The 14,017-nt window shown below is 43.7% G+C and carries 14 protein-coding genes, 8 tRNA genes and 1 other annotated feature (1 of these 23 cut by a window edge); of the genes, 17 read left to right on the top strand and 5 right to left on the bottom strand.

Annotated features, from left to right (window positions below):
• Positions 1 to 111, top strand: a sequence feature (16S ribosomal RNA rRNA prediction is too short); it begins 173 nt to the left of the window's first position.
• Between the two features lie 101 nt (positions 112 to 212).
• From M028_RS0112200 to M028_RS0112165, 8 genes are all read left to right on the top strand, one after another.
• Positions 213 to 305 (top strand) — tRNA-Ser (locus tag M028_RS0112200).
• A 183-nt stretch (positions 306 to 488) separates the two neighbouring features.
• A tRNA-Met gene (locus tag M028_RS0112195) sits at positions 489 to 562 on the top strand.
• A gap of 3 nt (positions 563 to 565) precedes the next feature.
• A tRNA-Asp gene (locus tag M028_RS0112190) sits at positions 566 to 642 on the top strand.
• 171 nt (positions 643 to 813) lie between these two features.
• Positions 814 to 889: transfer RNA gene (locus M028_RS0112185), tRNA-Phe, on the top strand.
• Positions 890 to 919: 30 nt separating this feature from the next.
• Positions 920 to 1,004, top strand: a tRNA-Tyr gene (locus M028_RS0112180).
• A gap of 12 nt (positions 1,005 to 1,016) precedes the next feature.
• Positions 1,017 to 1,090, top strand: a tRNA-Ile gene (locus M028_RS0112175).
• Positions 1,091 to 1,137: 47 nt separating this feature from the next.
• Positions 1,138 to 1,212: transfer RNA gene (locus tag M028_RS0112170), tRNA-Asn, on the top strand.
• Positions 1,213 to 1,274: 62 nt separating this feature from the next.
• A tRNA-Arg gene (locus M028_RS0112165) sits at positions 1,275 to 1,348 on the top strand.
• 116 nt (positions 1,349 to 1,464) lie between these two features.
• On the opposite strand, the gene M028_RS0112160 is transcribed toward M028_RS0112165, so the two are convergent.
• Together M028_RS0112160 and M028_RS0112155 are read right to left on the bottom strand one after the other, a co-directional pair.
• A complete protein-coding gene (locus M028_RS0112160; protein WP_026574154.1) occupies positions 1,465 to 2,424 on the bottom strand; it encodes a S8 family peptidase in 960 nt (319 codons plus the stop codon).
• Positions 2,425 to 2,691: 267 nt separating this feature from the next.
• Positions 2,692 to 3,030, bottom strand: coding sequence for a hypothetical protein (locus tag M028_RS0112155; RefSeq protein WP_026574153.1), 339 nt, complete (start codon positions 3,028 to 3,030; stop codon positions 2,692 to 2,694).
• 282 nt (positions 3,031 to 3,312) lie between these two features.
• Between M028_RS0112155 and M028_RS0112150 the strand changes: the two genes are divergently transcribed.
• Together M028_RS0112150 and M028_RS0112145 are read left to right on the top strand one after the other, a co-directional pair.
• Positions 3,313 to 3,732 (top strand): VanZ family protein, encoded by a 420-nt coding sequence (locus tag M028_RS0112150; RefSeq protein ID WP_026574152.1) that lies wholly within the window; start codon positions 3,313 to 3,315, stop codon positions 3,730 to 3,732.
• 135 nt (positions 3,733 to 3,867) lie between these two features.
• Entirely contained in the window at positions 3,868 to 4,923 is a 1,056-nt protein-coding gene (locus M028_RS0112145; protein WP_026574151.1) for a DUF5776 domain-containing protein, read from the top strand.
• A 63-nt stretch (positions 4,924 to 4,986) separates the two neighbouring features.
• On the opposite strand, the gene M028_RS0112140 is transcribed toward M028_RS0112145, so the two are convergent.
• Entirely contained in the window at positions 4,987 to 5,547 is a 561-nt protein-coding gene (locus M028_RS0112140; protein WP_051591018.1) for a DUF6241 domain-containing protein, read from the bottom strand.
• A gap of 470 nt (positions 5,548 to 6,017) precedes the next feature.
• Between M028_RS0112140 and M028_RS29865 the strand changes: the two genes are divergently transcribed.
• Positions 6,018 to 6,572 (top strand): general stress protein, encoded by a 555-nt coding sequence (locus tag M028_RS29865; protein ID WP_081810736.1) that lies wholly within the window; start codon positions 6,018 to 6,020, stop codon positions 6,570 to 6,572.
• 59 nt (positions 6,573 to 6,631) lie between these two features.
• On the opposite strand, the gene M028_RS0112130 is transcribed toward M028_RS29865, so the two are convergent.
• Positions 6,632 to 7,042: a VOC family protein gene (locus tag M028_RS0112130; RefSeq protein ID WP_026574149.1), complete on the bottom strand. Its 411-nt coding sequence runs from the start codon at positions 7,040 to 7,042 to the stop codon at positions 6,632 to 6,634.
• Between the two features lie 298 nt (positions 7,043 to 7,340).
• Here M028_RS0112130 and M028_RS0112125 point away from each other — a divergent pair, with 298 nt between their 5' ends.
• The 4 genes from M028_RS0112125 (at position 7,341) to tkt (ending at position 11,735) form a co-directional block, all read left to right on the top strand.
• Complete coding sequence (locus M028_RS0112125; RefSeq protein WP_331280318.1) at positions 7,341 to 7,790, top strand: PTS sugar transporter subunit IIA; 450 nt, start codon at positions 7,341 to 7,343, stop codon at positions 7,788 to 7,790.
• Between the two features lie 17 nt (positions 7,791 to 7,807).
• Positions 7,808 to 8,077, top strand: a complete 270-nt coding sequence (locus tag M028_RS0112120; protein WP_026574147.1) for a PTS sugar transporter subunit IIB — start codon at positions 7,808 to 7,810, stop codon at positions 8,075 to 8,077.
• A gap of 18 nt (positions 8,078 to 8,095) precedes the next feature.
• Complete coding sequence (locus M028_RS0112115) at positions 8,096 to 9,451, top strand: PTS ascorbate transporter subunit IIC (RefSeq protein ID WP_197031413.1); 1,356 nt, start codon at positions 8,096 to 8,098, stop codon at positions 9,449 to 9,451.
• Between the two features lie 283 nt (positions 9,452 to 9,734).
• Positions 9,735 to 11,735, top strand: coding sequence for a transketolase (gene tkt, locus M028_RS0112105; protein ID WP_026574145.1), 2,001 nt, complete (start codon positions 9,735 to 9,737; stop codon positions 11,733 to 11,735).
• 82 nt (positions 11,736 to 11,817) lie between these two features.
• Here tkt and M028_RS0112100 read toward each other — a convergent pair whose 3' ends face one another.
• On the bottom strand, positions 11,818 to 12,195 hold the full coding sequence (locus M028_RS0112100) for a VOC family protein (RefSeq protein WP_026574144.1): 378 nt from the start codon (positions 12,193 to 12,195) through the stop codon (positions 11,818 to 11,820).
• Between the two features lie 315 nt (positions 12,196 to 12,510).
• Here M028_RS0112100 and M028_RS0112095 point away from each other — a divergent pair, with 315 nt between their 5' ends.
• Together M028_RS0112095 and M028_RS0112090 are read left to right on the top strand one after the other, a co-directional pair.
• Positions 12,511 to 13,278, top strand: coding sequence for a TSUP family transporter (locus tag M028_RS0112095; RefSeq protein ID WP_026574143.1), 768 nt, complete (start codon positions 12,511 to 12,513; stop codon positions 13,276 to 13,278).
• A gap of 86 nt (positions 13,279 to 13,364) precedes the next feature.
• Positions 13,365 to 13,874 (top strand): helix-turn-helix domain-containing protein, encoded by a 510-nt coding sequence (locus M028_RS0112090; RefSeq protein ID WP_026574142.1) that lies wholly within the window; start codon positions 13,365 to 13,367, stop codon positions 13,872 to 13,874.
• Positions 13,875 to 14,017: the final 143 nt, after the last annotated feature.

The raw sequence follows: 14,017 nt of genomic DNA, 5'->3' as shown, positions 1-14,017 counted from the left end.
TCACCATTTAAAACAATGCGCCCGTAGCTCAATTGGATAGAGCGTTTGACTACGGATCAAAAGGTTATGGGTTCGACTCCTTTCGGGCGCGCCATACTATCGGGAAGTAGCTCAGCTTGGTAGAGCACTTGGTTTGGGACCAAGGGGTCGCAGGTTCGAATCCTGTCTTCCCGACCAGTCCAATGCTTACAACTATATACTTTTTATTTTACGGAGGAATACCCAAGTCCGGCTGAAGGGATCGGTCTTGAAAACCGACAGGCGGGTTAAACCGCGCGGGGGTTCGAATCCCTCTTCCTCCGCCATATAATTTCATCTTCAGCAAAGTTTTAGGATTCAATTTTTATTATCGCGGGGTGGAGCACGTTCGAATATGCTTCTTCGAATCATCCACAGCGCACCGATTGAACCGCATCTTGAATCAGCATTCTGAAATCGGGGCGGTCGTTAAGCTTGGAGCATCATCCAAACTTAATATTTTCTATTATCGCGGGGTGGAGCAGTCTGGTAGCTCGTCGGGCTCATAACCCGAAGGTCGCAGGTTCAAATCCTGCCTCCGCAATTTGGTCTGGTAGTTCAGTTGGTTAGAATGCCTGCCTGTCACGCAGGAGGTCGCGGGTTCGAGTCCCGTCCAGACCGCCATATACATATTGATTGAAAGATGTGGCTTAGTATCTCAGTCGGTAGAGCACGCCTGAATAAGCTACAGAGAATAAGTATCAGCGCACTCATCGAGCTGCTGCTTGAATAAGCTTTCTGAGATGGGGGCGAAGGACTTACAGCTTTATGGTTGTAGGGAACATAAATTAACATGGCTCAGTAGCTCAGTCGGTAGAGCAAAGGACTGAAAATCCTTGTGTCGGCGGTTCGATTCCGTCCTGAGCCACCATTAATTTCCGCGCTTTTTTTATTTTTATATGGAGGGGTAGCGAAGTGGCTAAACGCGGCGGACTGTAAATCCGCTCCCTCAGGGTTCGGCGGTTCGAATCCGTCCCCCTCCACCATGTTTTTAATAAGGGCCTATAGCTCAGCTGGTTAGAGCGCACGCCTGATAAGCGTGAGGTCGATGGTTCGAGTCCATTTAGGCCCACTAAAGTTTTTTGCAATAGTAAAAAAACTAACTATATTATTTATTGTTCCGCAGTAGCTCAGTGGTAGAGCAATCGGCTGTTAACCGATCGGTCGTAGGTTCGAGTCCTACCTGCGGAGCCATTTTATTTATTAGGGAAGATTTGCTAACCCCAACGAATCTTTAACACACCTACATATATCATGCGCCTTTAGCTCAGCTGGATAGAGCATACGCCTTCTAAGCGTACGGTCAGAGGTTCGAATCCTCTAAGGCGCGTAAACATGATGAAAAACGCTTGGACAATTGTCCAAGCGTTTTTTTATAACTTGGAGATACTTATATAAATAATAAAAACCCCTCTGAAAAAGAAGAATCAGAGGGGAACGTATTTTTTATATTAAAACATTTGTATTCTGTTGTTCATAAACCTTTTTAATGAAATCTAATAGGGTTAAATAGATTAACCCGTTTCCTTCGACCTTTGGTGAATTTCCTAATGGCACCGTTCTTTTTATTAATTGGGCATACAATTCGGGCTCCGTGAGTACTCTTTCAAATTGCTTGGAAGAAAGATCTTTTAATAAGGCAAGTGCCCCTGAAACATGTGGTGTGGCCATCGATGTGCCGCTCAGGGTTGCATACGTTCCATTTAGATAAGTAGAAGTAATTTTTTCACCCGGCGCTATGAGGTCTACTTCATTGTTGGAGTTCGTAAAATATGAGGGATGCCGGTTCAGGTCAACCGCGCCTACACTAATCACTTCATTATAGCTGCCAGGGAACGCAAACTCATCGGTTGTGGAATCTCCATCCCCTTCATTCCCCGCGGCACAGACGACAAGAATTTGATGGTTCAGCACCGCTTCCTTGATCGCATCATGTAATTCTTTTACATCGGTAGGCCCGCCTAATGACATTGAAATGATATCGACTTTTTGTTCGATGGCATAATGAATGGCGTTAATGATCCATTCATACTGCCCAGAGCCATCTCTTCCTAAAACCTTTAAGATTAAAAGATTTGCTTCCGGAGCAACGCCTGCTACGCCTGTGTGGTTGATTGTCGCTGCAATCGTACCTGCCACATGAGTGCCGTGGCCATTGTAATCCTCGAAGATAGCCGGATTTCCGCCATCGTCTTGTGTAAAATTTCGTCCGCCAATGATTCGATTTTGCAGGTCCGGATGATCGGTATCACAGCCTGTATCCAGTATAGCTACTGTTATACCTTTACCAGTTGACTGCGCCCATATTTCGGGGGCTTGAATTAGTTCAACACCTTTGGGAATCTCGTTCACGTTTTCTAACTGCTCAATCATTTTGTAGGGAATCAGATAGATAGCATCTTTCATAAAAATCCCTCCTATTTTTTAATTGAAGTCAGAACTTGGTGATAGAGAAATCATATCATTTTAATAGAGGGATAAATAGGTTAAATAGAATTATTTTCCATACAGGCAGGATGTCCTATTATTTTGTGCGCAGAAAGGGGGACTTCATTGGAGGGGATTTTTTTCATAGATGAGAGGGAGGAGAAGTTTATTTAGTGTAATTCAGCAAACGGAGTTCATGTTTCAAAAAGGGGGAATGAGCTCCGTTTGTTATCGTTTGGAGAGTGATTATTTAGGATTATAGAGAAATAAGAGTGTTTTACGTTTGCTAGAATGTTTGGACCAGTATTCATGGAATGCATCCAGTACTTCTTTCGCAAATGCATCTCCTTTTTCTTCCTGTCTAATCACACCATAATTCAGCTGGCCTTGATGCGTTTTACCAGTTACCTGTTTATAATTATCTGAGTCCAACTCAATAAAAAATTCCACTTCGATTCCTTCGCTATTTTTGATAGAAGCGAGATGATTTCCGAATTCTTCAATCAGAACCTTGGACACCCACCCCTTTTGCTCACTTTCCTTTAAAAATTCTTGATATAGCCTGATAAAAGAATTTAAATCCATTTATCCACACATCCTTTAGTAAGAATTGATCCACACATATAGCAACAATTAGAATGAAAGCGGCGAAGGTTCAAGGTGATTTAGATTGTATCTATAGACTATATGCAACAAAATAGGAGGTAAGAATAGAATTTGGTCTGACTTCACTCCGTTAAAGTTAAAGCGGTGAAATATGAATATGTAAATATTTATGAATCACAATCAGGTGCCTTTTCTGTTTTTTACAATGTTGATAAAATAAGATGTTATTTGATGTCATCAATGAAGCAGGAGTGAAGATAAATGAGCGGTAATAAAAAATGGTGGCTGCTGGCTGCAATGATCTGGATGTTGATCATCTTTTTGGTGACACAGCTACCTTATTTTACGGGAGAACGTACGGCATCAGCGATAAATGAAGTGTCCCGCGCAGAAAAGGGATTGATAGATGAACTGAATTTTATCATGAGGAAAGCAAGCCATTTTTCTGCGTTTGGAATTCTGGCATTCTTGTTTTATAAGGTCATGAGTAACCATCGATTCGCATATTTCTCTGCCTGGTTTGCTGCCTTCCTCTATGCCATGTCAGATGAATGGCATCAATCCTTTATGCCGGATCGAATGGCTTCATTTAAAGATGTATTGATTGATGGGGGCGGGGCGTTTCTAGCGTTATTTCTTACTTTTTTGCTTAGAAGATGGAGAAAAGCAGCCGGATCGTAAATGAGAGTATAGGCTGCTTGCTTTTTCAAGAGATGACCATTCTTATGGCATTGTAAGAGCATTAATCGTATGATAAGATAAATTATGAATTTTCCAATAATAAACATATAGAGTACCAGTGGGGGAGGTAGATGCATGAAGATTAAGTGGTTTAAGAGTTTAGTAGTAACTGCTGCTATCTTAGGATTTAGCATGACTGTATCCGAATCGAATGCGCATGCGGAGGAAGTATCGTTTTACACAAGCAATCCTGTCATTATTAAAGTGAAGATTCCAACCTATACATATCAGGACATTGATTTAACCAAAAAGATTGCCTTACAAAAGAAGGATACTTTTTTACATGTAGAACGTTTGGTAAAAACAGAAAAAGGGAAACCTCGTTTACAGTTAACCAACGGAAAATATGTAACGGCGAATAAATTAAAGGTTGTTAAAACAAAAGGATATCAAAATCCGAAGCGTTATTATCAAGTGCAGTACAAACAAATTCAGCCGACTGGGAAGGTGGGCTATACTCTATCACGCGGCTTTGAAGGCGTAAAAACGTGGAAAGTCATGCGCAAACTGGGGATTATCGGTACGCATGGGTATGCGAAGTATAACAATAAAACATGGTATGCCGTTCGAAGCTTTCAGGCGAAGCATAAATTGCCTGTCACCGGGAATGTGGATATAGAAACCTGGAAAAGGTTGGGGTTTAGCGAAAGCTCTTGGTATAGCATCGATCGTTATTTTGCACCACTAAGAGCACATGCTTGGGACGGTCGTTCTGTTCATATTGAAGCGATGATCAAGCAAGCCTATCAATATATGGGGAACCCTTATATTGTAGGGGCATCTTCGTCTCCAAAGTATGGACTTGACTGCAGTGGATTGGTGACACAAGGTTTGTATGCTGCCGGGATTAATCCGGTACCTGTATCGAGTATTCAACATGCACACCCGGGGAATGAATGGAATAGCCGGAAATTATTTGCCTCGAAGAATTTTAAACACGTGCCCTATAGCCAGCGCCAACGCGGTGATTTAATCTTCTACTATCAACCAGGCACTCATACCATTTGGCATGTAGCGATTTATCTAGGAAACAACAAAGTAATCGAATCCTGGCCGCCGCGAGTCATGATACAACCAATCAAGAATTCGCATCGGAACGTGATTGCAGGGGTGGCAAGGCCATTTCTATAGTAGTTCGACAAAATTCGGGTGGTGCCAGGCACCACCCGAATTTTGTCGAAAATGTATTATATATTATGGCTGAGGGCTATCTTGTTTTGCTATTTCGTCGCTAAAGTTGTTTGCGATGAAGGTTTTTTCTTCTGCTTTTGTCATGGTTCCGTAGGCTTTGCCGACTGTGCCGCCTTGTTGTTGCCAGAAGAAGTTATGGTCTTCGGCTATTTCTGCAAAGTCCCCTTTTTTCCATTTTTCGAGAATCGCTAATAAATCAGCCCTTAGGTCGAAGTGGCTGTTTTTTACTATTTGATAGACTTGATTAATGGTATCCGGAATCATCGGGACGGCGCCCCATTTTTCTTTGGCCTTCACCTTTTGGTGGGTCATCTTGTGCATGACCTCAATCACAGCCTCTTGGGAACTACTTTTATCCAATTTGATGTCGTATTGAACTCCGCCAATATAGCCTGTCTGTTCTTTCTTCTCCTTTGCCGTATCCTTTTTCGCAACAGCAGTGGTTTCCACTGTATGTTTTCTTTCATATTCTGATGCATTGTTCATGACTTTATATACTGTGATTCCCCCGATGAAAAGAAAGGCCAATATCATAGTCATCGTTAAGCTTAAACCTTTTTTCAATAGAATCCCTCCTAAAAACAGTTGGATAATTCTAACTTAACAAAAAAATAGGGGGTCTACTAGCTAAATGTTTGATAGAAAAATAGTAGAGTTGCGTCTATCCTAATTTCCGACATACCATCCTTCGACAATCCTTTTAAAGCTTTGAAGGGGAAATGTCTTATTTCATAACGGTTTGCTGTGAATCTAATCAAACGTTTGATTGGATGGCGGATTTAGGGGAACTAGTCAAAGTATGTAGAAGGATTCTATTTTTCGTCAGAATGGGAGCTTTATAAGGAAATAAGGGCTTTTTTATCGACAAAAAATTTCCCCGGAAACTACACAAAGTTCGTTTTTCAAAAGGGGTTGCCGGGATTTTTATCAAACGTTTGATTGAATGAATTTCTGTGGAGGGTGTCGAATGAGTCGTGATATGTTTCATTCTCCCTCAAGGCGGGTAGTGTAAATAAACAAAAGGAGGGATTTCAATGTTTAAACATGAAAAGCATTTGGTAGGAGTTTACGATACGGAGCATGAGGCGATTCGGGCGGTTGAGGATCTCAAACGTCAGGGGTATGCGGCAGAGGAAATATCGGTCATTGGTAAGAATAGAGAGGATGTAACAGCTATCAATGATGCGACGGGTACGAAAACGGAAGATGGTCTTGCAGCCGGGGCAGCAACCGGTGGTGCACTTGGCGGCATGGTTGGTTTGTTGGCGGGAATGGGTGCTCTTGCGATACCAGGGATTGGACCGCTTATTGCTGCAGGTCCGATTGCGGCAACGCTGACCGGGGCTGTTTTCGGTGCAGGAGTTGGCGGTCTGACGGGGGCATTGATTGGAATGGGGATCCCCGAGGAGGAAGCAGGGCGCTATGAAGACTATGTAAAAGAAGGTAAATTCCTTGTGGTTGTGGAACGCAGAGAAAATCGTGCAGATTTTGGGGAAGACGTCCATCAAGATGTTACAGGCAGGAATATGATTGGAAATGATTCACCCAATGCACCGCTGACTCGGGTGGACCCAGCAAATCGATACTAGAATTTTTTAAAAAGGAAATTGCTATATTCGGCAATTTCCTTTTTGTTTGTTAAAAATAGTTATTTGGTAGTAAATGATAGCGCCATATCCTTTTGGTCCACATTGAGTTCAATTAAGTTACCATCGGGGTCTGCGCAGAATATTTGTGCAAATCCACTTTTGCTGTTGGGCTTTTCTAGAACTTCCACGCCGTTTTTCTTCAACCAGTTTAGCGTATCCTGGTAGTTTTCCACTCGCAAAGCAAAATGGCCTTCACGGCTACTCACATATTTTTCTTGACGAATTGTTTGAGATTCGGGGAGAACAATGAGATGGAGCTGCTGCTGCCCGATTCCATACCATGCCCCCAGAAAGTCAAAATCTGGACGTGGTATCTCCGATAAACACAAAATCTTGCTATAAAAATCCTTTGCTCTCACCAAATCTGAAACCGTTAAACTCACGTGATGAAGCTCCTTATAGTGAATCAAGCCATTCAACTCCTAACTAGATTTGAGGGATAAACCTATAGTTTTTTAATAGATTAAATCATTTATATGGTTTCGACAAAATTCGGGTGGTGACAGGCACCGCCCGAATTTTGTCGAATGGGTCGGGTAGTACTATTCCCATTCTTTCCACAATAAATTGAGATTAACAGATGTCTGTTTTTTAAGCCAGTGAAGGAGGGAGGGGGTTTTGTTTTTTTGTGGGGTTCCAGGTCTGTGATTGTCCATGTAAGACAGGTGTCTGTGGGGTTGTTGTTTTTAAATTTTTTAAGGAGTTACGATGCGGATGTTGGATGTATTGTTGACGGAGAAGACGGTACAGGTTAGGTCAAGAGTTGGGGATTGGGTTGAAGCAATTCGTATGGCTTCGAACCCTTTGGTGGCAGACGGATCCGTCACTGGAGGGTACGTGCAGTCGATGATTGACAATGTCAAGTCGCTTGGCCCCTATATTGTCATCGTCCCGCAGATTGCAATTCCCCATGCCCGCCCTGAACAAGGAGTCAAAAAATTAGCGATGAGTATGCTTTGTTTGGAAAATCCAGTCAGCTTTTCGGAAAAGGAGGAGCATCAGGTCAGGCTTGTCATTGTACTGGCTGCCATCGACCATGAGCAGCATTTGCAAGCTTTGTCTGAATTGGTCACACTCCTTGCAGACGAGGATAGGGTTATTCAGATCATGTCGGCCTCAACTTCGGAAGAGGTGTTATCTATTGTACATGGAGCATAAGGAATGGAGGGATGATCATGAGAATTTTAGCCGTATGCGGCATGGGCTTTGGCAGCAGCATGGTGTTAAGGATGACGATTGAAGCGGTGCTCAGGGAAGCGGGGATTTCTGCAAGTGTTTCTACGTCGGATATCAGTTCGGCCAAAGCTGAGCCAGCGGATGTCATTGTGACCTCTGCCGAATTTTCGGAGCTTTTATCTGGAATGAGCATCCCGATTGTGACGGTAAAAAATTACGTGGACAAAAATGAAATGAAACAAAAGCTGATCCCAATTTTATCAAAATAAGGGGGAACAAAAATGGCTGTGTTACATTTTATTGTGGATGAGATTTTGAGCAATGCCGCGATTCTTGTTGGTTTTATGGCACTGATCGGCTTAATTGCCTTGAAAAAATCTTTAAGTGATACGATTACCGGAACACTGAAAACGATTATCGGGTTTTTGATCCTTGGCGGCGGCGCCGGAATCATTATTGGGGCGCTGAATCCGCTCGGCGTCATGGTCCAAGCAGGGTTCAATCTGCACGGAGTGGTACCGACGAACGAAGCGATTGTGGCGATTGCGCAAAAAAGTTTCGGGGCGCAGACCGCGATTATTATGGCCCTCGGTTTTGTCGTCAACCTGCTGCTAGCTCGCTTTACACCTGCTAAGTTTATCTTTTTAACTGGCCATCATTTATTTTTTATGGCAACCGTTTTAGCAGTTGTGCTTGGCAGTGCAGGGATTACCGGCGTGAACCAGGCTATCCTTGGGGCGATTTTCCTTGGTACGGTCAGCACGATTATGCCGGCACTTGTTCATCCTTTTATGAAAAAAGTAACCGGAAATGCGCCATTTGCGCTTGGTCATTTTAATACATTAGGTTATATCATTTCGGCATTGGTTGGGAAAGCCACCGGAAAAAATAGCCGGACGACAGAAGAGATCAAGGTTCCGAAAAATCTAGGATTTTTACGCGATTCGCTGGTGATGACAACGTTAACGATGATTGTGATGTACTTGATTCTTGCGCTTGTTGCCGGTCCGGATGCCCTCAAGGATTTTACGGGTGGTAAAAATTATATTGTGTACGTTGTGGTGCAAGCGCTTACTTTTGGCGCCGGAATTGCGGTTGTCCTCATGGGCGTACGGATGATTCTAGCAGAGCTTGTTCCTGCGTTCCAAGGGATTGCTAATAAAATTGTACCAAATGCGCTGCCTGCGCTTGATTGTCCAACGACGTTTACGTTTGCACCGACTGCTGTAATTGTTGGATTTATTTCGAGTTTGATTGGCGGGATTATCGGGATGTTTTTGATGGGACCGCTTGGTCTAGCGTTGATTATTCCAGGAATGGTGCCGCATTTCTTTGACGGGGGGACTGCCGGGGTTTTCGGAAATGCAACTGGCGGGCGTCGTGGTGCGGTGATTGGCGCGTTGATTAATGGATTTTTAATCACGTTGATTCCTGCTTTGCTTTTATCTTTCTTAGGGTCGCTCGGATTGTCGAATACGACGTTCGGTGATGCTGATTTCGGCTGGGTCGGGATTCTTGCCGGAGCTATGGCGAAGGTGGGTGTCGGCGGGTTTTATGCTTTAACGGTAGTTGTCTGCGGCGTCTTGATTGCTTTTGCAAGTTTTGTTTCGGTTAAAACGAATAAAGGTGATGCAGAGGCTTAATGGTTGGAGGCTGAGCGGGTGCGATGGGGATTGGATCGTGCCCGGGATGGTGAAAAAAGAGGAAGAGCGGGCACTATGGGGGTGCGATCGTGCCCGAGATGGTGAGAAAAAGTTTGTGCGGGCACTATGAAAGTTTAATAGTGCCCGTAACTATTTAATAAGAAGTGCAGTGGGCACAAAAAATGTGATAGCGCTAAAACACTCTTAAAGCAGCATAATAGGTTGCTTTTTCCAAAAAAATTCATACCTATCTAGTAAACTAATTGAAGAAAGGATGTAAGCATTGAATTCACCGATTCAGCAGCTTGCCATCAATACAATTCGAACGCTTGCCATTGATAGTGTGGAGCGCGCCCAATCCGGTCATCCGGGGATGCCGATGGGCGCGGCCCCAATGGCCTTTACTCTATGGTCGAAATTTTTAAAGCAAAATCCTGAACATCCAAAATGGTTCAATCGCGACCGCTTCATTTTATCATCGGGGCATGGATCGATGCTGTTATACAGTCTTTTGCATTTATCAGGATTTGATTTGACCCTTGGGGATTTGAAAAACTTTCGCCAATTTGGCAGCCGCACACCCGGTCATCCTGAATACAACCATACCCCGGGAGTAGAAGCCACAACAGGGCCGCTTGGGCAAGGGGTGGCGATGGCCGTCGGGATGGCCATGGCAGAGCGGCACTTGTCGGCCGTATACAACCGAGCCGGCTATCCGATTGTTGATCATTTTAGCTACTGTATTTGCGGCGATGGTGACTTGATGGAAGGGGTTTCGGCTGAAGCCGCATCCTTGGCCGGCCACCTAAAGCTTGGACGCCTCATCGTGATGTATGATTCGAATGGGACGTCTCTGGATGGCGAGACAGAGCTTTCGTTTACGGAAAATGTTGGCGAACGATTTGAAGCCTATGGATGGCAGGTTCTCTATGTTGAAAACGGCAATAACGTTGGGGAAATCGAAAGTGCACTGGAGGCGGCTAGACTGGAATCCGAGCGTCCGACGCTCATTCAAGTGAGGACGATTATTGGATACGGGGCTCCCAATAAGGCGGGAAAAAGTGTTGCTCATGGTGCACCACTTGGCAGGGATGAAGCTTCTGCTGCTAAAGCTTTTTACCATTTGGTTTCTACTGAGGAATTTCACGTCCCTGACAAAGTCTATGAATTTTTTCAGACCATAAAGGAGCAGGGGAAACAAAAAGAAAGGGAATGGATTCAACTTTTTCAAAACTATAAAGAGGTGTATCCGACGCTTGCGGATCAATTTGAACGAATTACCAATGGAGATTTACCAGAAGAATGGGACTCGGCACTTCCTTTTTATGATGCAGGAGGAAAAATGGCGACGCGGGTTGCCTCCAATCAGGTTCTTGAAGCTCTCGGGCAGCGCTTACCGGAGTTTTTTGGAGGCTCAGCAGACTTGGCGTCTTCTACAAAGGGCAAGATGAATGGCGGCGGCGATTTCCGAGCGGGACACTATGAAGGCCGAAATGTTCACTTTGGTGTCCGCGAATTTGCGATGGCCGCAACGGCAAACGGGATGGCGCTTCACTTTGGTGTCCGGCCTTTTGTAAGCACGTACTTTGTTTTTTCCGATTACCTGCGCCCTGCCCTCCGGCTATCCGCCTTAATGGGTGTCCCGGTCACGTATGTGTTTACCCATGATAGCCTTGCCGTTGGAGAGGACGGTCCGACACATCAGCCGGTTGAGCAGCTCTTATCCCTTCGTGCAATCCCTAGAGTATCGGTGATTCGGCCAGCGGATGCGAACGAAACCGCGTTTGCATGGAAGGCAGTGGTAGAGGAACGAGAGCAGCCGACGGTTCTTGTGCTGTCACGCCAGGATTTACCGATTCTCGAAGGCACAGACCGTTTGGGGAAAAATGGTGTGGAAAAAGGTGCTTATGTTTTGTCGGAGGCAAAGGGTGAGGCGAAAGCCTTGTTGATGGGCTCCGGGTCAGAGGTGCAGCTTCTGTTAGATGCGCAAAAGGTTTTGGCTGAAAAAGGGATTGGCGTATCTGTGATCAGTTTCCCATCGTGGGAGCTTTTTGAAAAACAGTCACAGGACTATAAAAACCAAGTGCTTCCCGACTCGATTGATGTACGGTTGGCAGTGGAGATGGGGTCTTCGCTTGGCTGGCATAAATATGTTGGCAGGAATGGGAAAGTGATTGGGGTCGATGATTTTGGGGCATCGGGTAAGGGGGCGCAGTTGGTAGAAATGCGCGGGTTTACCGTTGAACATATTGTTTCGCAGGTATTGGAACTGTTGGGGGACTGACCAAAGATTGGTTAACCCCAAGAAACCACCACGATAATGCAAAAAAAGGAGAAGTGTTCGCCGCACTTCTCCTTTTTACATCCTATTTATCTTCTCTCAACAAATAATCATTTCCATCTTGGTCCTTAAAGGAGAACATCGTTCCAAACGGCATGCGCATCATTTCGTCTACCTGAACTCCGTTTTGTTTCATTTTTTCATAAGCGGATTCGATATCGGTTGTGCTGAATAGAATCGATGGGTGGGCGACCTTCGATGGATCATGCTGCTCCATTGCTTCCTTCGCATAAAGTACCAGAGTAGTAAATTCGTCTTCGCTTGGGCCGACCTCAATCCAAGAAAAATCCGGTCCCATCGGCTGCTCCATTTTTAACACAAAACCAACCTTATTTATCCAAAAATCCTTTGCCTCTTCTTGATCTTTTACATACACCGTTATTTTACCAATTTTATTAATCATGAACGAAAATCTCCTTTATATATATTTGCGTGAATTTAGTTTATCAACGCAAAAGGGCAAAAGCAATTTTGACGTCAGATTTTGGGAGGTAATTTCTCTTAATAAATAGCACCCTTTTGCAAACATTTTCTTAATTCTCCTAAGGAGATGCATGTTAAATGAATCCAGTTAAATAGAAAGTGAAAGATAGATTGGCCTATCGATAAACTGTTATAATAAAGCAGTGATTATATTGTTCGACAAAATCCGGGTGGTGACAGGCACCGCTCGAATTTTGTCGAATACTTACTAGTTGAGATTTGAAAGGTTGATTGGATGTTGTTGCATTTTGATCCGACGTTGTTGGTTATTTTGGTTGTGTTTGGGTTTTTGGCGGCTTTTATTGATTCGGTTGTTGGCGGGGGCGGGTTGATTGCGTTGCCTGCGTTATTGTTTACGGGTTTATCGCCGGCGGCAGCGGTTGCGACGAATAAATTGGCAGGGACGATTGGCTCGTTGACGAGTACCATTATGTTTTATCGTTCCGGCAAGCTTGATATAAAATCCGTATATAAGCTATTTCCGCTCACGTTCATTGGCTCGATGATCGGCGCTTGGACGGTTCATTTAATGAATCCGGAATTGCTGAAGCCGCTGATGCTGGTCATGCTTGCGGCTGTTGCGATTTATACCATTTTCAAAAAGGACTGGGGCGGTATTTCCAGCGTTAGAAAATTATCCTTCCAGCATATGGCCCTTTTTATCTTTGCCATTTTTGCGATTGGTTTTTATGATGGATTTCTTGGACCGGGGACTGGTTCCTTTTTAATGTTTGCCTTTTTAATGATCGGTTTTGATTTTTTAAAGGCGGCTGGAAATGCAAAGTTTTTAAACTTTGGCAGTAATATTGCAGCCCTGATTATGTTTATGTTTTTGGGGCAAGTCAATTATGCTTACGGGATTCCGATGGGAATTGCTCAGATTGCGGGTTCGATTGTTGGCTCAAGATTCGCGATTAAAAGGGGAAGCGGCTACGTCCGCGCTCTGTTCATTACCGTCACTTTTTTATTGCTGGCGAAAAATGCGTATGATTACTTTCATTAAATTTTTTTGCGAAAAAGAGGACCTCATCACTGAACTGCACCCCAATTGTTAGACACAAATAACAATTGGAGGTGCAGTTTTTAATTATGACCAAATATAGTTTAGAAACTAAATTAGCTGCAGTTACTGCTTACCTTGAAGGCGTGGAATCCTTTGAAGCCACAGCTAAGAAACACAACGTGAGTACAACTATGTTAAAAAAATGGGTAGCTAAATATAGAAAGCATAGTTTGGCAGCTTTTCAAGGAACATATACAAATTATTCAGTAGAGTTTAAAATGGACGTAATTAATTATATAAATGAAATGGGAGCGTCCATTGAGGAAGCTACAACAGTATTTAATATTCCTGCCTCTGGCACTGTGTGGAATTGGGTACATTTATTTGAAACACAAGGGATTGACGCTCTCCAACGGAAAATGAAAGGGCGTCCATCCATGAAAAAAGAAATCAAGAAAACTCAACCAGTTGAAGGATCACAAGAAGCATTACTCGCTGAAATTGAACGTTTACGCATGGAAAATGCCTATTTAAAAAAGTTGAATGCCTTAGTTCAGGAAAAGGAAAGATTACAGAACAAGACAAAGCGAAGGTAATCTATGAGCTAAGGCATGAATTTAAAATAATTAACTTAGTAAAAGTGGCTGATATCCCGCGAAGCACATATTATTACTGGGTAAAACAAATGAATCGACCGGATAAATATAGCGAAGTAAAGAGAGTTATCCAACAGATTTTT

It is taken from the genome of Bacillus sp. UNC438CL73TsuS30 (genome assembly GCF_000482325.1).
Classification (GTDB): Bacteria; Bacillota; Bacilli; order Bacillales; family Cytobacillaceae; genus Neobacillus.
The sequence above is the reverse complement of the archived record's forward strand: the minus strand, read 5'-3'. Positions and strand labels throughout refer to the sequence as shown.